The 21346-nt window shown below is 58.8% G+C and carries 17 protein-coding genes and 1 riboswitch; of the genes, 13 read left to right on the top strand and 4 right to left on the bottom strand.

Annotation, left to right across the window (positions count from 1 at the left end):
- Positions 1-49: 49 nt before the first annotated feature.
- Positions 50-958: a DMT family transporter gene (locus tag LDL32_RS07725; RefSeq protein ID WP_233065777.1), complete on the bottom strand. Its 909-nt coding sequence runs from the start codon at positions 956-958 to the stop codon at positions 50-52.
- A gap of 1128 nt (positions 959-2086) precedes the next feature.
- Here LDL32_RS07725 and LDL32_RS07720 point away from each other — a divergent pair.
- The 8 genes from LDL32_RS07720 to LDL32_RS07685 all read left to right on the top strand — a co-directional run bounded on the left by LDL32_RS07720 (position 2087) and on the right by LDL32_RS07685 (position 11847).
- A complete protein-coding gene (locus LDL32_RS07720; protein WP_233068774.1) occupies positions 2087-3340 on the top strand; it encodes a sarcosine oxidase subunit beta family protein in 1254 nt (417 codons plus the stop codon).
- A gap of 10 nt (positions 3341-3350) precedes the next feature.
- Positions 3351-3656, top strand: a complete 306-nt coding sequence (locus tag LDL32_RS07715; RefSeq protein ID WP_233065775.1) for a sarcosine oxidase subunit delta — start codon at positions 3351-3353, stop codon at positions 3654-3656.
- Positions 3653-6658, top strand: coding sequence for a sarcosine oxidase subunit alpha family protein (locus LDL32_RS07710; protein ID WP_233065773.1), 3006 nt, complete (start codon positions 3653-3655; stop codon positions 6656-6658). Before LDL32_RS07715 ends, LDL32_RS07710 begins: the two co-directional genes overlap by 4 nt.
- A complete protein-coding gene (locus LDL32_RS07705) occupies positions 6651-7184 on the top strand; it encodes a sarcosine oxidase subunit gamma (protein ID WP_233065770.1) in 534 nt (177 codons plus the stop codon). The genes LDL32_RS07710 and LDL32_RS07705 overlap by 8 nt, the downstream gene beginning before the upstream one ends.
- A gap of 31 nt (positions 7185-7215) precedes the next feature.
- Positions 7216-8574 carry an L-serine ammonia-lyase gene (locus LDL32_RS07700; protein ID WP_233065768.1) on the top strand — a complete coding sequence of 453 codons (1359 nt, stop codon included), beginning with the start codon at positions 7216-7218 and terminating at the stop codon, positions 8572-8574.
- 271 nt (positions 8575-8845) lie between these two features.
- Positions 8846-9361, top strand: coding sequence for a prolyl-tRNA synthetase associated domain-containing protein (locus LDL32_RS07695; RefSeq protein WP_233065766.1), 516 nt, complete (start codon positions 8846-8848; stop codon positions 9359-9361).
- Positions 9362-9482: 121 nt separating this feature from the next.
- Positions 9483-10355 (top strand): formyltetrahydrofolate deformylase, encoded by an 873-nt coding sequence (gene purU / locus LDL32_RS07690; RefSeq protein ID WP_233065764.1) that lies wholly within the window; start codon positions 9483-9485, stop codon positions 10353-10355.
- A gap of 202 nt (positions 10356-10557) precedes the next feature.
- Complete coding sequence (locus tag LDL32_RS07685; protein ID WP_233065761.1) at positions 10558-11847, top strand: GlxA family transcriptional regulator; 1290 nt, start codon at positions 10558-10560, stop codon at positions 11845-11847.
- 244 nt (positions 11848-12091) lie between these two features.
- On the opposite strand, the gene glyA is transcribed toward LDL32_RS07685, so the two are convergent.
- Entirely contained in the window at positions 12092-13384 is a 1293-nt protein-coding gene (glyA, locus tag LDL32_RS07680) for a serine hydroxymethyltransferase (protein ID WP_255673793.1), read from the bottom strand.
- A 481-nt stretch (positions 13385-13865) separates the two neighbouring features.
- Here glyA and LDL32_RS07675 point away from each other — a divergent pair, with 481 nt between their 5' ends.
- The 4 genes from LDL32_RS07675 to LDL32_RS07660 are packed head-to-tail and all read left to right on the top strand — an operon-like array spanning position 13866 to position 18353.
- Complete coding sequence (locus LDL32_RS07675; RefSeq protein WP_233065759.1) at positions 13866-14582, top strand: GntR family transcriptional regulator; 717 nt, start codon at positions 13866-13868, stop codon at positions 14580-14582.
- Positions 14530-15480 carry a dihydrodipicolinate synthase family protein gene (locus LDL32_RS07670; RefSeq protein WP_233068773.1) on the top strand — a complete coding sequence of 317 codons (951 nt, stop codon included), beginning with the start codon at positions 14530-14532 and terminating at the stop codon, positions 15478-15480. Before LDL32_RS07675 ends, LDL32_RS07670 begins: the two co-directional genes overlap by 53 nt.
- Positions 15477-16976 (top strand): aldehyde dehydrogenase, encoded by a 1500-nt coding sequence (locus LDL32_RS07665; protein WP_233065757.1) that lies wholly within the window; start codon positions 15477-15479, stop codon positions 16974-16976. Before LDL32_RS07670 ends, LDL32_RS07665 begins: the two co-directional genes overlap by 4 nt.
- 51 nt (positions 16977-17027) lie before the next feature.
- Positions 17028-18353, top strand: a complete 1326-nt coding sequence (locus LDL32_RS07660) for an FAD-binding oxidoreductase (RefSeq protein ID WP_233065755.1) — start codon at positions 17028-17030, stop codon at positions 18351-18353.
- Between the two features lie 100 nt (positions 18354-18453).
- Here the strand turns inward: LDL32_RS07660 and LDL32_RS07655 are convergent, their stop codons facing one another.
- Both LDL32_RS07655 and LDL32_RS07650 read right to left on the bottom strand, forming a co-directional pair.
- Complete coding sequence (locus LDL32_RS07655; RefSeq protein ID WP_233065753.1) at positions 18454-18867, bottom strand: CrcB family protein; 414 nt, start codon at positions 18865-18867, stop codon at positions 18454-18456.
- A 34-nt stretch (positions 18868-18901) separates the two neighbouring features.
- Positions 18902-19720: a universal stress protein gene (locus LDL32_RS07650; RefSeq protein WP_233065751.1), complete on the bottom strand. Its 819-nt coding sequence runs from the start codon at positions 19718-19720 to the stop codon at positions 18902-18904.
- A 131-nt stretch (positions 19721-19851) separates the two neighbouring features.
- Positions 19852-19930, bottom strand: a riboswitch (Fluoride riboswitch).
- Positions 19931-20231: 301 nt separating this feature from the next.
- On the opposite strand from LDL32_RS07650, the gene LDL32_RS07645 reads away from it, so the two are divergent.
- A complete protein-coding gene (locus LDL32_RS07645; RefSeq protein WP_233065749.1) occupies positions 20232-21239 on the top strand; it encodes an NAD(P)-dependent alcohol dehydrogenase in 1008 nt (335 codons plus the stop codon).
- Positions 21240-21346: the final 107 nt, after the last annotated feature.

The raw sequence follows: 21346 nt of genomic DNA, 5'->3' as shown, positions 1-21346 counted from the left end.
GCCCATGGCCTTCATGTCCTGCCGGAAAATTCCCGTGGCCAGATGAATATCAAAATGGATGTACGATGACCTGCTGTTTTACGGTCACCAGCCTGATGATCGCGCGCGGATCGACCCACTTGAACAGGCCCGATGCAATGATGACTGCAACACCGACAAAGGTCCAGTTGTCCAGCGGTTCATGGAAAACATAATAACTGAACGCCACGGCCCATAGCATCTGGCTGTACTGCGGCAGGGCGATTGCGCTGGCCGCCGCGCGCGTGGTCGCCATCATCATGAGCAGTTGCCCGAGTGCGGCCAGAAAGCCGTAGCCGAACAGGAACATCCATATGTCTGCCCCATGCGGCCAGCGTGCATGGGCCAGCATCAGCACGCCATTGCCCAGCAGGGGACCACACAGGCTGGAACTGAACATGGACAGGCGTGGCGTGTTTTTGCCCGACAGCCTGTAGGCGATGACGCCCACCGCATTCGCCACGGCCGCAATCAGGGCGCACAGATGCCCGAACTGCAACGCCCGCAGGCCGGGACGCAGCACGATCAGCACACCGACAAAGCCCATGATGACGGACAGCCAGCCCAGTGTGGAAACTTTTTCACGCAGCAGCATGACCGAAAGACCGGTCACGAAAAGCGGCATGAGGAAAATGAGTGAAAAGGCCTCCGGCATCGGCAGGAGCATGAAGGCTTCGACACTTGCCGCCGTGGCGGCAAAGGTGGCTGCCGCCCGCACCAGCCACATGACTGGTTGCCGGATCACGAACAGGTCACGGTAGGATTCGTTTTTTCCGCGTATGAAAGGGATGAGCGGCAGACCGAAGACACCACCGAAAAAGGCCACTTCAAACGGGTCGATCTGTCCCGCCAGCAGTTTGGAATAGGCGTCACTGATCGAAAACGAGGCGAATGCCGCAAACGCCAGCATCATGCCTGCCGAAAGACCGGTATTCTTCATCCAGATTGCTCACGAAAAAATTATTCAGGCGCAGATATGGAAGCCGGGGGGAAAAGACCAGCGCTTGTCGGTAAATCCAGTCATGCGTTTTTTGTGCCGGATTTTATATGACGCACCCGGTTTTTTCGGATAGCAGACCGCGCCCGAAATCTGTGCGCTTAATGCTTGTGACAATGGGGGCTGGCACCGTTGATGGGATGGTCTTTCCTGCCGTATCTGGCAGACGTGGGCCGGTCCTTGCGCGGGCTTGTGTCGTGATGCGGGTGGGCGCACCTGTTTCGTGCTCCGGCAGCTATGCGCATCACACGCATTGGCCACGAAACATGACGGGCTCCGCCTTCGGGTAATGCGGCCCAGCGCGCTTGCTGTCATGCATGCAGGGTAGGGTGGTGGAATGATGACGCCAGCCACGTTCCAGGCCCGGGCGTTCGGATGTCGCATCCCCGGTTCCGCAGTTGCGACGAGAATATTGCAACCTGGTCCGAGGCAGGCCGCGCAACGTGGGCAGAAGGAGTCCCGGCACCTGCGGAGCAGATCATGCCCGCAGCCCTTCTGGGGCACTCTGTACATAATGTTTCGTGCAGGTAACGTGCCTGGTCGTGATGCCTGAATTTTTTGACCGCACCGGATGATGGACATGCATGCGGGAACGGCCTGTCTTCTGGCAGGCCGTGCATGATCTGGATGATGGAAAGAAACAGGTACGGCCCCCCTTTCCATTCCAGCCCTCGGGGCGGAATGATTTCCGTTTTATTGCAAATGGATAAATGGCACGCGTCTGATGTTTTCCGCACAGGGTGCAGGGCATGGTCATTTTGCATGGTTCATTGTCCATCTGCGACAGTGCCGTCGCGGGCAGCCCGTCGTGACCGGAACCGGCTCCATTTCCGATCATTACGTCACCGTTCCCGATTTCATCGAAAAAATACTGAATTTACTGTCACTTATCCATAAACCGAAAACCGGACCGGATCGGGCTCCATAAGCACGCGATATCGTGCCGGACAGAAAGCCCAAATAAAAAGACGAATGGCGATAACGTTCAAGTTTTGCGTCCAATTCGTGCCAGCGGGGAACGGGGCGCAGGTGCATGGTCATCCGCATGGTCTCGCAGCATGTAGGATGAACATGCAAAAATTCTCGGCACTTTCACTGGCGCGTCAGGCAATTGGCGGTCATCTTGGCTGGAAACCCCAGTGGCGCTCCGTAGCGCCCAAGCCTGCTTATGACATTGTCATCATCGGTGGTGGCGGTCATGGGCTGGGGACAGCCTATTATCTGGCCAAACAGCATGGCTTGCGCAATATTGCGGTCATCGAACGCGGCTGGCTTGCAGGCGGCAATACCGCCCGTAATACGACCATCATCCGGTCAAACTACCTGTTTGACCAGAGTTCGTCCTATTACGAGCATTCGCTCAAGCTGTGGGAAAACCTTTCCCAGGAGCTGAACTACAACGTCATGTTCAGCCAGCGCGGCTGCCTGATGATCGCGCATACGGTCCATGACGTGCAGAGCTTCAAGCGGCACGTCCATGCCAACCGTCTCAACGGCATCGACAATGAGTGGCTGACGGCGGAGGAAACCAAGGAATTCTGTCCGCAGATCAACATCTCTCCCAATATCCGCTACCCTGTCCTGGGGGCGGCCCTGCAGCGCCGCGCGGGCACCGCGCGCCATGATGCGGTGGCCTGGGGCTTTGCGCGTGCCGCAAGTGATATGGGTGTCGACATCATCGAAAACTGTGAGGTCACGGGTATCGTCCGTGCGCCCACGGGTGAAGTGACCGGCATCAATACGACGCGGGGCGACATCCGGACCGGCAAGATCGGTGTCTCTGTCGCGGGGCACAGCTCCGTGGTGATGGGGATGGCCGGCGTGCGCCTGCCGCTGCAGAGCAATCCCCTGCAGGCCCTGGTGTCCGAACCGGTCAAGCCGGCGTTCCCGACCATTGCGATGTCCAATACCATCCATGCCTATATCAGCCAGTCCGACAAGGGCGAGATGGTGATTGGCGCGGGCACCGATTCCTACGTGTCCTATACCCAGCGCGGCGGCCTGCACATTCCGGCACATACGCTGGAAGCCATCTGTGAACTGTTCCCGATGTTCCGCCGCCTGCGCATGCTGCGCTCGTGGGGCGGGATCACGGACAACACGCCCGACCGTTCACCGATTACGGCAAAGACGCAGGTGCCGGGGCTGTTTGTCAACTGTGGCTGGGGTACGGGCGGCTTCAAGGCCACGCCAGGTGCGGCCAATCTCTTTGCCTGGACAATCGCCAAGAACGAACCGCATCCGATCAACGCGCCCTTCACGCTCGAACGCTTCCGTGATGGTGTCATGATCGACGAGGCCGCGGCTGCGGCCGTCGCCCACTAAGGAGGGCATCATGCTTCTGATCCGTTGTCCCTATTGCGGTGACCGCGCCGAAATCGAATATGCCAATGCCGGGGAAGCCCACATCACCCGTCCCGTCGACCCGATGGCGGTCAGTGATGCGGACTGGGCGCAGTACCTGTACATGCGCGACAACCCCAAGGGGCTGATCGCCGAACGGTGGCGTCATTCCCATGGATGCGGGCGGTTTTTCAACGCCATCCGCGATACCCGAACAGATCGTTTTGTCATGACCTACGAAATGGGCCTGCCGCGCCCGACCATTGATGAAGCAGCTGCGGCGGAGGCGGCACGATGACAAAGCGTTACCGTATTCCCGGTCGTGGTCGCGTCAACACCGGCAAGGTTGTAACCTTCAGCTTTGATGGCCGTACATTCCAGGGGTATGAAGGGGATACGCTCGCTTCCGCCCTGCTGGCGAATGGCGAGCATCTGATGGGCCGCTCCTTCAAGTACCACCGTCCGCGTGGCGTCGTGTCCGCCGGCTCCGATGAGCCCAACGCCCTGGTGGCGGTTGGCAGCGGTCCTGCATTGCAGACCCCCAACCTGCGCGCGACACAGGTCGAGATCCATGATGGTCTGGTTGCCGTCAGCCAGAACCGGTTCCCGAACCTGAAGTTCGATGTGGGTGCGATCAACACGCTGGCGGCGCCGCTGCTGCCCGCGGGTTTCTACTACAAGACGTTCATGTGGCCCAAGTCGTTCTGGGACAAGGTATACGAGCCCGTGATCCGTCACGCGGCGGGTCTGGGTGTCGCCCCGACCGAGCCTGATCCCGACCAGTACGCCTTCAGCTATGATCATTGTGATGTGCTGGTTGTCGGTGCGGGTCCCGCTGGGCTTGCGGCAGCGCTTGCCGCTGGCCGGTCCGGCGCCCGCGTGATCGTGGCGGACGAGACGGCGGAAGCCGGTGGCTGGCTGCTGTCCGACATGGTGTCCCGCATTGATGGAAAGACGGGTGCCGCCTGGGCGCGTGAAGCTGTCGATGAGCTGAAGGGCATGGCGAATGTCCGTGTCATGACGCGCTGCACGGCATTCAATTACGGCCCGCACAACATGGTTGCGCTGAACGAGCGCCTGACCGACCATCTGGCCCACCCGATCAGCGGACAGCCGAGGGAACGCCTGTGGCAGGTCCGTGCGAAGGAAGTGGTGCTGGCCGCCGGTGCGCTGGAACGCCCGCTGGTGTTTGATGGCAATGACCGCCCCGGCGTCATGCTGGCAACCGCAGCGCAGACCTATCTGAACCGTTATGGCGTTGCCTGTGGCAAGCGGGCGATCATCGTCACGGCAGATGATGCCGCCTACCGTGTGGCGCTGGATCTCAAGAGTGCGGGTGTCACGGTCGCGGCGATTGCCGATCTGCGCCCCGCCCCCAATACGGCGCTTGCCGGTGCGGCGATCAGCGCGGGCATCACCGTCCTGCCCGGCACAACCATCCAGCGTGCGCACGGCCTCAACCGGGTGTGCAGCGTGGAACTGGCGCAGCTCCTTCCTGACGGCAGCGTGGGCAAGGGCCATCAGTGGCGTGCCGACCTCGTGCTGATGTCCGGCGGCTTCACGCCCAGCGTGCACATGTTCTCGCAGTCGCGTGGCAAGCTGACGTTCAATGAGGAACTGGGCGTGTACGTGCCCGGCCAGTCGGAGCAGAACGAACGTTCCGCCGGTGCGTGCCGCGGCGTCTACAGCCTGGATGCGGTCATTGCCGATGGCGCCCGTGCCGGCGCCGAAGCCGCGACCGCCAGCGGGTTCGCCGCAAAGGCCCCCGAATGGCAGGTGAGCGACATGGATGCGCCGGGCCGTGGCGGCTATGCCGGTGCGCTTCCGCGCCGTGGTGCCGGCCTGCGTGCCATGGCCTTCGTTGACTACCAGAACGATGTGACGGCCAAGGACGTCAAGCTGGCGGTGCGCGAGGGCTTCCGCTCCATCGAGCACATCAAGCGCTACACCACGACCGGCATGGCGACGGATCAGGGCAAGTCTTCCAACGTCAACGCGCTGGGCATTGCATCTGAAGCCCTAGGCCGCCCGGTGGAAAAGGTCGGCCTGACCACGTTCCGTCCGCCCTTTACGCCGGTCACGTTCGGTTCGTTTGCCGGCCATGCGCGTGAATTCCTGTTTGATCCGGTCCGGCGTGCCCCGGCCGATGCCTGGGCGCGTGCCCGTGGCGCGGTGTTCGAGGATGTGGGCCTGTGGCAGCGTGCGCGCTACTTCCCGGTCAATGGCGAGGACATGGAAGCGGCTGTGCGGCGTGAATGCCTGGCGGTGCGCAGTTCGGTCGGTATCTTTGATGCCTCCACGCTTGGCAAGATCGAGGTTGTCGGCCCCGACGCCGCCGAGTTCATGAACCGGATGTATGTCAATGGCTGGACCAAGCTTGCCCCCGGCAGGTGCCGCTACGGCCTGATGTGCCGTGAAAACGGCTTCATCTATGATGACGGCGTTGTCGGCAGGATCGCGGCGGATCGCTTCCATGTCACCACCACCACCGGTGGGGCGGCTGGCGTGCTGAACATGATGGAGGATTACCTCCAGACCGAATGGCCGGATCTGGACGTGTGGCTGACCTCCACATCCGAAGAATGGGCGGTCATCGCCGTACAGGGCCCCATGGCACGCAAGGTGCTGGAGCCGCTGGTGGATGGGCTTGACATCTCGGGCAAGACCCTGCCGCACATGGCTGTGGTGGAAGGGACGATACGCGGCGTGCCGATGCGTCTGTTCCGTGTCAGCTTCAGCGGTGAACTGGGCTTCGAGGTCAATGTCCCGACCCGCCACGGTCGCAAGATCTGGGATGCGATCTGGGAAGCGGGCCAGCCTTACGGCATGACACCCTACGGCACCGAGACGATGCACGTGCTGCGTGCGGAAAAGGGCTACATCATCGTCGGGCAGGAAACCGACGGAACGGCGACACCCGATGATGCGGGCTGTGGATGGGCTGTCAGCAAGATCAAGAAGGATTTTGTGGGCAAGCGTTCGCTCGCCCTGCCAGCCATGTCCGCTCCCGACCGGCTGCAGCTGGTGGGTCTGCTGACCATGGACCCGAACGAAGTGCTGGAAGAAGGCGCGCAGCTTACGGGCAAGCCGGATGAAGCGATCCCCATGAAGAAGCTGGGGCATGTCACCTCATCCTATTTCAGCGCGACACTGGGCCACTCCATCGCCCTTGCCATGGTATCCGGTGGCCGGGCGCGCATGGGCGAGACGCTGTATGTGCCAATGGAAGGCCGGACAATCCCGGTCAAGGTTACCAAACCCGTGTTTTATGATGTCGAGGGAGCCCACCTGAATGTCTGATGTCATGACAGCCTCTCCCACCCGTTTCAATGTGGCGCCCGGACCGGAGCTGCGGCGGTGGGTGCTGCAGGGCCGCGATGCGGCCCTGGCGGCAGGAGCCAAGGCATTCGGCCTGTCTGCCGTGCCGGAGATGCTACAGGCTGCCCAGGGCGCAAACGGGACGGCAGTCCGTCTGGGGCCGCATGAACTGGTGTTCTTTGTCACGCCGGACAAGGCCGCCACCGTAACGGCCGCATGGACCAAGGGGCTGAAGAATATTCCCTCCAGCCTTGTTGAAATCAGTGACAGGCAGGTCGCGTTCGATCTGGTCGGGCAGGATGTGGAAGAGGTGCTGCGCAACCTCTCCCCGCTTGATTTCAACATTGCGGCCTTCCCCGTCGGCATGGCCACGCGCACCCTGCTGGCCAAGGCGGACGGTATGCTGTGGCGTACGGGCACCGACAGCTTCCGGCTGGAAGTATGGGGGTCCTTTGCGTCCTATGTCACGGAACTCCTGAAAAAAGCGGCATGGGACGTCAGGTTCTGACGTAACCCTGGCTCGGTGGAATGCGAACGGGATGATCAGCCTTTTCGAGTTGTTCAAGATCGGCATTGGCCCCTCGTCCTCCCATACGGTCGGGCCCATGCGCGCAGCTTATGATTTTTCCATATTGCTGCGTGATTATCCGGATGTGATCCGGGTTGAAGTTACGCTGCTGGGGTCGCTGGCGTGGACGGGTGTCGGCCACGCTACGGACAAGGCCGTCGTGCTGGGGTTGATGGGGTATCTGCCCGATACCATCAACCCCGACCTGGCTGATGAACTGGTGGCCGGCACGAAGGCGTGCAAGGAAATCTTTGTAGGGGAACGGGCAATACGCTTCGATCCCGCTACGGACATCATATTCGACCGCGAGACGGTGCCGCCCGTGCACCCCAATACGCTGCAGTTTACGGCGTATGATAGGGAAGACCGGCAGGTGCTGTGCAGGCGCATCTGTTCCATCGGGGGGGGCTTCATCATCGATGAAGCCCATGCCCATGATGCGCAGGAAATCAAACATGATGTACCGTTTGATATTCCGTCCGGTCAGGCCCTGCTCGACATAACGCGTCGTACCGGGCTTACGATTGCCCAGATTGTCTTTGCCAATGAATGCGCGCTTCGTCCCGCGCATGAAGTAACGGCGGGAATGGACAAGATCATCGCCACCATGATGGGATGCATCGACCGTGGCATGCATCAGGAAGGTGTCCTGCCCGGTCGGCTTGCTGTCAGGCGTCGGGCGGCGGCACTGTATGAACGGCTGAAGGGTGACCGTTTCCGCAACGTGCGTTCCGCGCATGAAGTCATGGACTGGGTCAGCCTTTACGCCATTGCCGTCAATGAGGAAAACGCGGCTGGCGGCCGTATCGTCACAGCACCTACGAACGGGGCTGCGGGCGTCGTGCCTGCGGTGCTGCGTTATTACCGCGATTTCTGCCCCGGCGCCACGCTGGAGCGGGAATATGACTTCCTGCTGACCGCCACGGCCATTGGTGGGCTGTTCAAGCGCAATGCCTCGATTTCCGGCGCGGAAGTCGGCTGTCAGGGAGAGGTCGGGGTGGCCTGTTCCATGGCTGCGGCCGGTCTGGCGGCGGCACTGGGCGCGGACCCGCTCCAGATCGAGAATGCAGCCGAGATCGGCATGGAACACCATCTGGGCATGACGTGCGACCCGGTGGGCGGCCTGGTCCAGATTCCCTGTATCGAACGCAATGCATTCGGTGCGGTCAAGGCGATCAATGCCGCTTCCCTGTCCATGCGGGGGGATGGCTCGCATTTCGTGTCGCTGGACAAGGTAATTGTAACCATGCGCGAGACAGGTGCTGACATGAGCAGCCGCTACAAGGAGACGTCTCTGGGTGGTCTGGCCGTTGGTTTCCCCGAATGCTAGCGCAGGCTGGCATCGGGTAAATCTGCTATGGAAGTAACCGGCTCCCTGTTGTTGTATAGAATTTCCTCATTACATCATGGATGCGGGATTCAGTTCGGGGTCTGTCGGGACACGGTTATTGTAACGTGCATCATGTTATTCGGACATGATGCGGGGAAAGAAGTATAAAAACAACAATACTTCAAAATCATAATCCTGGCGGGAAATATCAAATCATGAGAAGGCAGGCCATGTGCATCATAATCCATCCGGTCATGGTGACCTACGGCTGATGGCGACATCGGACACATTGCTCCCGCAGTTGCAGACCCTGTTCAATGAACTGGCCATTGTCCCGGAAGTGCTGGCCCATCCTCCTGTCCATACAGTGGAGGAGGCTGCGCCGTTCTGGAAACAGTTAAAGGGCGCGCATACCAAGAACCTGTTTCTCAGGGATGCGAAAGGGGCTCTCTTTCTGGTAACGCTTCCGATGGACAGGAAGGTTGATTTAAAGAAACTGCCCGCCCTGATCGGTTCAAAAAGACTGTCCTTTGGCAGTGCGGAACGGATGACGGAAGCCCTGCATACCGCTCCCGGTGCCCTTGGACCGCTGAGCCTGATCATGGATGAGACCCGTCGGGTCCATTTTGCCATTGATGCATCCCTCATGGCGGCTGAACATATCACGATGCATCCGCTGCAGAATGACAGGACGCTTTGCATAAAGACGCAAGACCTGCGCAGATTCCTGCATGCCCTGGGGGTGGAGCCTGTTGTTGTTCATTTCCCGCAGGAGGACATGGCCTGATTTGCCTGGGCCCTGATCAGACGAGAAACGGCGCAGCAGATCATTCCCGCCGTATCGGCCTGTAATGGCCCGGGCTGCACGGCAGCGATGGAGCAGCATCTATACAAGGAGCTATATAGTCATGTTACCGCCAGATAAAGCATGCGGCTGGGTTGTTGTTGTTTCCTGCAAAAGTGTTCCTGGAATTGTTTCTGAGTTTTCTCGTGTCCTTTTTGAGGCAGGAGGCAATATTATTGAAATGAATCAATATAATGACCTCCAGGATGATCAGTTCTTCATGCGGGTGTATTTTACGTATGCCAGAGATGCCGGGACAGATGCCCTGCGTGAAAAACTGGCGCAGACAGCCGCAAGATTTGATGCCCGGTGGTCTTTACGCAATACGGCTACCCGGCAGAAAGTGCTGATCATGGTGTCACGCTTTGACCATTGCCTGGCGGACCTGCTGTATCGCTGGCGTATCGGTGAACTGAACATGGACCCCGTGGCCATTGTTTCCAACCACCCCCGTGAGGCCTGCGACAGGGTGGATACAGGCAGCATTCCTTTCTACCATCTGGCCGTTACGCCACAGACCAAAGCCAGTCAGGAAACGCGCCTGCGGCAGATCATCAGGGAGACGGGAGCCGAACTGGTCGTACTGGCGCGGTACATGCAGATCCTATCGGATGAACTGTCGCATGAACTGGAGGGGCGCTGCATCAACATCCATCACTCCTTCCTGCCTGGGTTCAAGGGCGCACGTCCCTATCATCAGGCGCACCGGCGGGGTGTGAAGCTTATTGGTGCAACGGCGCATTATGTTACCGCGGAACTGGATGAAGGCCCCATCATCGAACAGTCCGTGGAACGGATCAACCATTCCAATACAGCAGAAGACCTGATCCGCAAGGGACGTGACATCGAAAGCCGGGCACTATCACGTGCCGTGCATTACCATCTGGAGGGACGGGTCATCCTTCATGGAATCCGTACGGTTGTCTTTGCCGATTAGACATGGAACAGATTGATTGCCGCGCGGAATTCCAACCGCACGGAACAGAAGGACAGGTGTGGCACATAATAATATGAACCGAATGGTATGGTAATCTGACAAGGTTGTATTGACTGTGTTGCCATGCACGACATGGTTGTAACGGCGCCTGCCGGACCGTGGGAAAAAATGTATTATACTGCAACTGCAGTGATACGATGTCATGGCGGCATCGCTCCCATTCCATGGGGAGGGCCACCATCAATGTATTTTTTATGTGTACAATATTGAATATCATATCGAAAAATGCGACAGGATTCCCCCGGTGCCGCGTCCATGCGCCGGGTTGGCCTTGCTATTATCGTTTCCGTGGCCAATCTACAGGAATAACAACGTTCTAGATTTTGTTTCTATCAATTGTCGGGTGAGTTCAGTCGATATGAAGCGTACCAGCGTGAACACGGTAGACCCGGTGGCCCGCCTGCGGGTTGGCATTATTCTGGCTGAACATTTTACGCTTTCGGCTTTTGCACTGTTTGTTGATCCCCTTCGCCTTGCTGCGGATAAGGATGATCAGAGCCGACCCATTCTGTGTCAGTGGAAAATCCTCGGCAACCAGCCGGCCCCGGTGCTGTCCAGTTGCGGTGCGGGTATCGCGCGCAATTCCGGACTCTCTGATCCGCGCGAATTTGACTATATTGCCGTGATAGGCGGCCTGCTGCATGGCCGGCGTCAGGTTGATGAAGCGACACTGGCCTATCTGCGGGCCGCCTCTGCTGCAGGGGTCTGCCTTATCGGGATATGCACGGGTGTGTTCGTGCTGTGCCAGGCCGGCCTGATGGAAGGGCGGGCGTCCTGTGTCAGTTGGTATCATCGCAATGACTTTTCCGAATCATTTCCCCAGCATGAGGTCATAAGCGACAGGATGTTCCTGATTGATGGCAATCGGATCACCTGTTCCGGCGCACGCGGGGCGGCGGATCTGTCCTGCCATCTTATTGAAGAGCACCTCAATTCCTCGCTGGCGCGCAAGGCCAGCCATCTTTTGCTGCTGGACCGGCCAGAGCGCAGTAATGCAGTGCCGCTGCAGCCCCATCCCCCGCTTACGGATGAAATCGGTCATATTTCAGACAGCCGGGTGCGGCGTACTGCTCTTGAAATGGAGCAGCATATGGCCAACCCCTTGCCGATACATGAATTTTCGGCACGGCTTAATCTTTCAGTGCGGCAGCTCGAGCGTCTTTTCCACGATCATCTCCATATGCGCCCCATGACTTTCTATCGCCTGATACGACTGCGTTACGCCTATCATCTGCTGCAGCAGGGACAGTTGACCATTACGGAAATCGCGCTGGAAACCGGCTTTGCCGATAGCGCACATTTTTCACGCCGGTTCAAATCAATGTTTGGCATGACCCCGAAAGCCGCGAGGAATACCCCGAAAGCTGCCGGAGATATCATAGGACGTATCCCGGGACTGGCGACGGAACGGACTGGCGTCAGGCTGTTCTGATCACGACAGAGCGGTCTCCCCGCAGGGTACGGATGGCTGCATCATCTGCTGGCGCGGTTGCGCCGTCCTATCCGCAAGCGGGCAGTCTGTTAAGGGCTGTCTGACCGGGGCGCGGCGGTAGCGGGACGCGCTACGATATCGGTAGCAAGGGGGATGTTCCGGGAGCACTCCCGGTTTTATTCCCGGTAAAGTCATGACCCCGCCTGCATTGCGTCAGGCAGGGCGGGGTCATGACCGGTATTACTCAGGCATAGATGGGGAAGCGTGCGCAGAGCGCCTTGACGCGTTCATGGACGGCGTGCTCGGTCTTTTCGCATCCTGCCTCGCCTTCGCTTTTTGCGAGAGCGGTCAGGACCTCGTCGATCATGAGGCCGATCTCACGGAACTCCGCCTCGCCAAAGCCGCGTGCGGTCGCCGCCGGGCTGCCCAGGCGGATGCCCGAAGTAATGGCCGGCTTCTGCGGGTCGAACGGGATGGCGTTCTTGTTGGCGGTGATGCCCGCGCGCTCCAGCGCCCGCTCGGCGGCGCGGCCGGTCACGTTCTTGGGCCGCAGGTCAACAAGCAGCAGGTGGCAGTCCGTGCCGCCGGTCACGATGTCGAAACCGCTTGCGACCAGCGTTTCGGCCAGCACGCGGGCATTGCTGGCCACCGCTTCCTGGTAGGTGCGGAAGTCGGGGCGCAGCGCCTCGCCAAACGCCACGGCCTTGGCGGCGATGACATGCATGAGCGGGCCGCCCTGCAGGCCGGGGAACACGGCGGAGTTGATCTTCTTCGCCAGGTCCGCGTCATTGGTCAGGATCAGCCCGCCACGCGGCCCGCGCAGGGTCTTGTGGGTGGTGGAGGTGACCACATGCGCATGCGACACGGGCGAGGGGTACAGCCCGGCGGCGACCAGCCCCGCGAAATGGGCCATGTCCACCATCAGGTAGGCACCGACCTCATCGGCGATGGCGCGGAAGCGCGCGAAGTCGATGATGCGCGGATAGGCCGAGCCACCGGCCACGATCAGCTTCGGCTTCTCGGCGCGGGCCAGGCGCTCCATTTCCTCATAGTCCAGCAGGCCGTCCCCGGCGCGCACGCCATACTGCACCGCATTGAACCACTTGCCGGAATAGTTGGGGGCGGCGCCATGGGTCAGGTGACCACCGGCGGCCAGGCTCATGCCCATCACGGTATCGCCGGGCTTCACCATGGCCATGAAGGCGGCCTGGTTGGCGTTGGCGCCGGAATGGGGCTGCACGTTGGCGAATTCGGCGCCGAACATCTGCTTCACGCGGTCGATGGCCAGGCTCTCGACCTTGTCCACTTCCACGCAGCCGCCGTAATAGCGGCGGCCGGGATAGCCTTCGGCATACTTGTTGGTCAGCACGCTGCCCTGTGCCGCCATGACGGCGGCCGAGACCATGTTCTCGCTCGCGATCAGTTCGATCCCGTCGCGCTGGCGCACCTTTTCTGCATCGATCATCGCGGCCACGGCCGGGTCCGCCTCGCTCAGCGGGGCGCGGAAATACTCTTTTGTATTGAGAGGGTTGGACATTCTGTAACCTTTGATCACGACATATCTGACAACAGCATGGCCAGACTTCTACTGACGCAAAACCGATGTCCATTTACAGGCAGGGTAAATAAAACATGTCATCCGGGTATATGCGTATCTGCTGGCGTTCATGTTGATCATGATTTTGACGGAGAAGTAATGGCGGCAGGGGATATCTAACGATTTCCCCATTAACCGAATAGGATGTTGTCGTCTTTGAAATTGTTTGAATACGACAACAGTCAGGCAGGCCGCATGTGCTGGCTGGAATGGCCTGACGGGATGCGGTCATGTTGCCGGATCCGAGCGGATAAAAGGCGGATCACCATCATTTCCAGACCGGATTACAGAGGCGGGAACATGTAGCCTTTCCAGGATTGTGTACATAAAAAATACGTTTTTGTTGACATGTCGTAGCGATCATGTAGTGCTTGCAAAAGGAAAAGTTACATCCACGAGCGACGGACCGGAGCGAACTGGCATGAAGATCGGCAAAGAGTATCTCTACGAGGATCTGAAGCGCCTTATACTCATAATGGAACTTGATCCTGATCAGGACCTGGATGAAGTCGCTCTCAGTGAACGCTATTCCCTGTCCAGAACGCCTGTCCGTGACGTGCTGCGCCGTCTGGCGGGAGAAGGGTACCTGGATATCAGGGAAAACAAGGGCGCGCGCGTGGCGCCAATGAATTACACGACCTTGCGTAATTTCTTCCTTGTCGCGCCAATGATCTATGCTGCGATTGCCCGGCTTGCGGTCCAGAACTTCAGGAAAGAGCAGCTTGCCGAACTGAAAGAATGTCAGGAACTGTTCCGTGCGGCGAGTTCGGAAGCCAATGTTTCTGGAATGGTTCTGGAAAATAATCGATTCCATGAAATAATGGGAGAGATGTCAGGTAATGAATACCTGAGGCCTAGCCTGAACCGTCTTCTGATCGACCACGCCCGTATTGGCAATACATTCTATCGCCCGCAGAATGGTGATATGATGCAACGGCTCAAAACAGCCGTGGAACACCATGATGGCTTCATACGGGCCATTGAATCGCGCGATGAGCAGGCGGTGGTCGACCTTGTGTTCGACCATTGGGAACTCTCTCGTGAGAACATGGAAATGTATATTGCCCCACAGGCAATGGAACCGAATGCCTTTGTTATGGCTGAACAAAACTGTTGTGGGAAAAATCATGAAATTTGAAGGTATTTATACCCCGGCGGTAACAACAATGACACCTTCGGGTGAAATTGACAAAAAGGCTTATGCGAATCATCTCGAAAAGCTTGTTGCAGCCAAGGTGCACGGTATCGTTATTGCCGGATCTACTGGTGAATACTATGCCCAGACCATGCAGGAGCGTCTGGACCTTGCTGCCTATGCCAAGGACGTGATTGGCTCCAGGCTGCCGCTGATTGTCGGCACGGGCGCCACCCGCACGGAAGATGCGATCGAATATGCAAAGGGCGCCAGGGAAATCGGTGCCAGTGCAATTCTGGTTACGTCCCCCCCCTATGCCCTGCCAACGGCAGAGGAAAATGCGGTCCATGCACTGAAGATTGATCAGGCGGCCGGTCTGCCGATCATGCTTTACAATTATCCGGCCCGGATGGGTGTCAGCATGGACGCCACCTATTTTGACATGGTCGTGAAGTCGAAGAATGTCGTCGCGATCAAGGAAAGCTCGGGGGATATGAACACCCTGCACCTGCTGGCCTGTCACTATCCCCAGATTTCCCTTTCCTGCGGGTGGGATGACCAGGCGCTTGAATTCTTTGCATGGGGTGCGAAAAGCTGGGTATGCGCGGGGTCCAACTTCATTCCTGCCGAACATATCGCACTTTACGAAGCCTGCGTTGTGGAAAAGGATTTTGCAAAGGGCAGGAAGATCATGAAGGCGATGATGCCGCTCATGGACTTCCTTGAATCCGGAAAATTCGTGCAGTCCATCAAATTCGGATGCGAAGTGACCGGCCAGCCAACCGGCCCGGTCCGCGCCCCGCTGGGGCCGCTGACGGCTGAAGAACAGGGCAGCCTTCGGGATATTGTCAAGAATATCCAGACCAATGTTGCAAAAATCGTTGCTGGAGCGTCCGAATGAGCGATGTCCTGACCAAGGCACAATACGCGGCCATTGCCGAAAAGCTGTCATATCCGTCCGGTGCGTTCATCAACGGTGCTTTCCAGCCCGCAGCATCGGGAAAGACGTTTGATACCGTCAACCCGGCGACGGGGAAAGTCCTCACGAAGGTCGCGGCCTGTAATGCTGACGATGTGGATTATGTTACCACAGCGGCACAGACGGCCTTCGACAGCGGGGCATGGCGTTCGCTTGCCCCCGCCGAGCGCAAGGCAATCATGCTGAAATTTGCCGATCTCCTGCATGAGAACCGGCATGAACTGGCGGTCATGGAAAGTCTGGACAGCGGCAAGCCTGTCCGTGAATGCCAGACCATAGACGTGGCCGAAACAATCAATACAATCCGCTGGCACGCGGAACTGATTGATAAGATCTATGACAGCACGGCCCCTGTCGGGCCGGACGCGGTGGCACTGATCGTGCGTGAACCGATTGGCGTCGTGGGCTGTGTCCTGCCGTGGAATTTCCCCCTGCTCATGCTGGCGTGGAAGGCGGGACCGGCACTGGCGGCAGGCTGCTCCGTGGTTCTCAAGCCGGCGGAACAGACATCCCTGACCAGCCTGCGGGCGGCGGAACTGGCTTTTCAGGCCGGTATTCCGGCAGGCGTGTTCAATGTCATTACCGGCACGGGCCGCGATGTCGGCGAGCCGATCGGCCTGCATAACGGCATCTCGATGGTCAGCTTTACCGGTTCAACGACCACGGGCCGTCGTTTCCTGCGGTATGCGGCGGATTCCAACCTGAAACGTATCGTACTGGAATGCGGCGGCAAGAACCCGGCTGTTGTTCTGGCGGATGCGGAAGACCTGAAGAGTGTCGCGGAACACGTGATCAACGGCGCCTTCTGGAACATGGGCGAAAACTGCTCGGCCACGTCGCGCCTGATCGTCCATCATTCGATCAAGGACGAACTGCTGCGCCATATGCTTGCATGCGTAGGCGAATGGAAGATGGGCGACCCGCTCGACCCGGAAAATGCGCTCGGGGCCCTGGTCAGCACGGAACACTTTGCAAAAGTGAAATCCTATATCGATCTTGTCATGGACACGGCTGACAAGAGCAATGTCGTCTGTGGCGGTCATGCGATCGATGGCAGATATGTCGAGGCGACAATCGTCGATAATGTCGATCCCGGAAGCCGTATTTTCCAGGAAGAGATATTTGGTCCGATTCTTGCAATATCGACCTTTAACACTGTTGATGAAGCCATTGAACTGGCCAATGACACTGTTTATGGCCTTGCGGCTTCGGTCTATACAGGCAGTATCCGCCACGCCATGAAGCTTTCGGCGGCAATTCGTGCTGGTGTTGTTACGGTCAACTGTTATGGTGAAGGTGATGTAACCACGCCATTCGGTGGTTATAAGGAGTCTGGTTTCGGCGGGCGCGACAAGTCAATTTACGCGCATGACCAGTATACTGAAATTAAGACAATCTGGCTGAATACATCCAACTAGGAAAACTGGCGAGCAAAGTGCATGACAACGCTTCGTATAAAAAAATTCCCTGTGGACACAGGTGTGTCGGGCTGGGAAGCACTGAGCTCGCGCACCTTTCCGGCAAAGGCGCTTGCAGGGGACATTAATGCGGACTGGCTCATTATCGGTGCCGGTTTTGCAGGCCTGTCCGCTGCACGGCGCCTGAGCCAGACCCGGCCAAGCGAGCGCATTGTCATTCTTGAGGCCAGTGAGATCGCCAAGGGGCCGGCCGGACGCAATTCCGGTTTCATGATCGATGTGCCGCATAACCTGTCATCCGGCGAATATTCCGTTGCCGATGCGGCGTCGACAAAACTGGAAATTGCCCAGAACCGGCTTGCCATCCAGTTTGCCGCGGATGCCGCGGCCGAATATGGAATGTGCCAGGCCACGTTTGATCCAAGCGGCAAGATCAATGCTGCCGCATCACCGCGTGGCATGGCACTGAATGAAAATTACGCACGGTCGTTAACCGGCATCGATGAAAAATACGAAAAATACGATGCCAGAATAATGCAGGAAATCACCGGAACCGATTATTATTCCGGTGGGCTTTATACGCCCGGCTGCGCACTGATACAGCCTGCGGACTATATCCATGCATTTGCTGGTGGCCTGAAAGACAGGGTTTCCATTTTTGAGCGGTCCCCCGTGCGGGAACTGGCCCAGACAGGGCAGGACTGGAAAGCCGGCACGGATCAGGGCAGTGTAACCGCGCCAAAAGTCATAATAGCCGTGAACGGGTTCATACAGGAATTCGGCTTCTTTCGTGGTCGGCTGATGCATATTTTCACCTATGCATCCATGACCGCGCCGTTGCCAACGGGCAAGTCAGGCCCGTATGGGGCCGGGCATCCGCAATGGGCTCTTTTGCCTGCCGACCCGATGGGCGCGACCGTCCGGAAAATCGTAAGCCAGGGACAGCCCAGGATCGTGATCCGTACCCGCTTTACATATGACCCGAAAATGCAGGTGTCCGAAAAAAGGGTGGCGAGCGTGGCACGCCAGCAGAAACGGTCGTTTGCAGCAAGATTTCCCGAATTTGTTGACATACCCATGCAATATAGCTGGGCAGGGCGGCTTTGCCTGAGCAGGAATCATGTACCTGCATTCGGGGAAATTGAAGAAGGTCTCTATTCCGCATGCTGTGAAAACGGCCTTGGTACGGTCAAAAGTACGCTGGCCGGGATGATGGCGGCCGATCTGGCCGCTGGCGTCGACTTTCCGGAACTGAGCACGTTTGCGAACCAGCCGGCACCCACCCGTGTATTTCCAGGAATGCCGGACATTATTACCGAACTTGGCGCAAACAGCGTGATCCGGTTGCAGGAAATAAGGGCCGGCCGGGAAAAATAGGGGGCTCCTGCCTGTTCGTGACATGGGCAGGGTTGCGGTTGGCAACCGGTATCATGTCATGCCAGCGGCGTCAGGCTTCGGAATGATGGGGGGATGACGGTCAGTCTTTGTTGACCTGAAAGGCGTTGATGGCCTGGGCCGCCATGTAGCCTGCGGTCACACTGGCCATGCACAGCGTGACGGATAGCCCTATGTTGAGCATTGCCCGCGCGGGGGTGCCATTTTTCAGAAGATCAAGGGTCTGCAGGCTGAAGGATGAAAAGGTTGTATAACCACCGCAAAGCCCGACCATGAAGACAAGCCGCCCGGTTTCCGACACGGGCAGTCGGCCGCTGGCGGCTGTAAGGGTGCCAAAGAAGGCGATTGCAAAGGAACCGGTGACATTGATCATGATGGTACCCCACGGCAGAACCTGGCTCCAGCGCGCGGTTGCCAACCCGATCCAGTAACGCAGGAGCGTGCCTGCCGCACCGGCAAGACCAATGAGCAGGGAAGGCGGCAGATTTGCGTACATGGGAAACGTTGCTTTCTTTTCGTGGTGTCGGGTTTCAGTGATGGGTTAGTAATGGCAGCGTGCCGTGGGTCAGGATGTCCCGTGTCGGACCGCCAAACAGCCATTCAATAAAATACGGCCGGTCATAGGCTCCCATGACCAGCAGGTCGCCCCGTGCCGATAGCGCGCGTGCCCTGATCTGCTCGCCTGTGTCGCGTTCCGTGATGATGAAGCGGTCCACGGTTACCGGCACGCCCCTGTCGCGCAGTCGGCCCACCAGTGCCGGGTCCGGCTGGGCGCCCGACCTGTTCTCCCCAATGATGACTGTTACCGCCTGCGCTTTTTCCAGCAGGGGCCACACACTTTCGATTGCGCGTTCCAGCTTGGCCGATGGGTGCCATGCAACGACAGGGTGCGCCCCGACCGTTGCATGGTGCTGAAGCGGGGCCACGACCACGGCGGCCTGTGCATCATACAGGGCTCCGGCAAAGGCCTGGCTGGCATAATCGGGGTCCGCAGGGCGGGGACGACCCAGAACGACAAGATCGGCCCCCGCGGCTTCACGGGCTACGATCTGGCGGATATCGCCCGCAGTTTCGACCCAGTGCACGTCGTCCACATGGCCGGTTGCTTTTGCCCAGTCCCGGCAGGTCTTGTGGAGACCTGCCGCCCGCCTGGATATGTCCTGCGTGAAGCGGGTACGCTCCTCATCGCTGGGCATGCCTTCATCAGGGCTCTGGTAATCCGGATCGGTCGCGGGCCGGGGCTGGAGTACCCGGATATCCCGGCATTGCAGGCGGCTGGCCAGTTCGCCGGTGGTCTCCAGTATGAAGGCTGCGATATCCAGCCGGTCAAGGATGGCGAGAATACGCATGTTACTGCTCCTGCCGGCTGGAATGGGGCAGGGGCATGGAGTGCCATCGGGCCCATTCACGGCTGCATATGGATTGATGGAAATGACAGGACACATGACTCTGGACAGACTCCTCCCTCGCACAACCGGTATGGCGGGTAGGAATCATCAGCCCGGCGGGCGGTTCGATTTCATGAATGAAATCCGGCAGAGTCCATTGCCATCCATATTATGAAGCCACGGCATTGCGGAAGTCAATTGATGCCTGTGTCCCGTCATGGGCTGCACGGCGCCATGGCCTGTTCTCCCGCCCGTGCCGTGTGGTGGACGCCGTCTTGTGGTTTCATCCTGCAGGAACCCGTTCGGGACGGTATACAACGGGGGTTCATGAATAACCGAGCATCAGTACAAGTAATTTTATGACAGAATATCCGCCATATACATTGCGGACTGGTCCGTATCGCCCGGATATTGAGAATAATTCCCTGTATGTGATAATCAGGATATGGACAGAACAAGGAAGAGACCGATCATGCCCAGGACAGTCGTGGTGCAGCCGCCCGGTGGCTTTGAAAATGTTGTCATGTCACAGCAGTCCGCCCGCGCGCCGGAGCACGGTGAAATCCGGGTACGGCTGCATGCCTCCTCGCTCAATTATCATGATTATGCCGTTGTCAGTGGAATGTGGGGGCCAGACACGCCGCGCATCCCCATGGCTGACGGCGCGGGCGAAGTAGTGGAAGTCGGGGCGGGGGTCACGGAATTTGCCCCCGGGGACAGGGTTGTCAGCACATTTTTCCCCACATGGCTTTCCGGCGCGCCAGAGGTGATTGGCTTTGCCACGGTGCCGGGTGATGGTGTTGACGGCTATGCCCGGGAAGAGGTCACGGCATCGTCAACATCCTTTACCCATGCACCACGGGGCTGGACCCATGTCGAGGCGGCGACACTGACAACTGCAGGCCTGACCGCATGGCGTGCGCTGTTTGTCGATGACCGGATCGGCCCGGGCAATACGGTTCTGGTGCAGGGGACGGGCGGGGTATCGATCTTTGCGCTGCAGTTTGCAAAAATGGCCGGGGCTACGGTTATTGCGACATCTTCCAGTGATGCAAAACTGGAGCGCCTGCGTGAACTCGGGGCGGACCATGTGATCAATTACCGGCAGAACCCCACATGGGGACAGGCCGCGTGGGACCTGACCGGCGGCAGGGGGGTCGATCACATTATCGAAGTAGGCGGCGCCACGACCCTTGAGCAGTCAATGGCCGCGGTCCGGGTGGCGGGTCACATCTCCACCATCGGTATCCTGAGCGGTGTTTCGGGCAGGCTGGAAATCGTTCCCATGCTGCTCAAGCAGTTCTGTCTGCAAGGCGTGCTGGTGGGCAGCAGGGCGGACCAGAAGGCCATGATCCGCGCCCTTGACAGCAGTAATGTCCGTCCATGCATCGACCGCGTCTTCCCGCTGGAGGAGATTGTCGCGGCCTTCCGCCATCAGGAAAGCAATCGGCATTTCGGCAAGATATGCCTGGAGTTCTGACGGATATGAAAGCAATCCTGCCCGGCTGTCATCACCCCGGGCCGGGCCGTGCCATACGCGCCGCCCCCTGCCGGGGCGTGACCTGTTTTCATTACTGTGGTCCATGT

This window comes from Komagataeibacter sp. FNDCF1, from assembly GCF_021295335.1.
Classification (GTDB): Bacteria; Pseudomonadota; Alphaproteobacteria; order Acetobacterales; family Acetobacteraceae; genus Komagataeibacter.
Note: the sequence above shows the minus strand (reverse complement) of the source record. Positions and strands in the feature narration are given on the sequence as shown.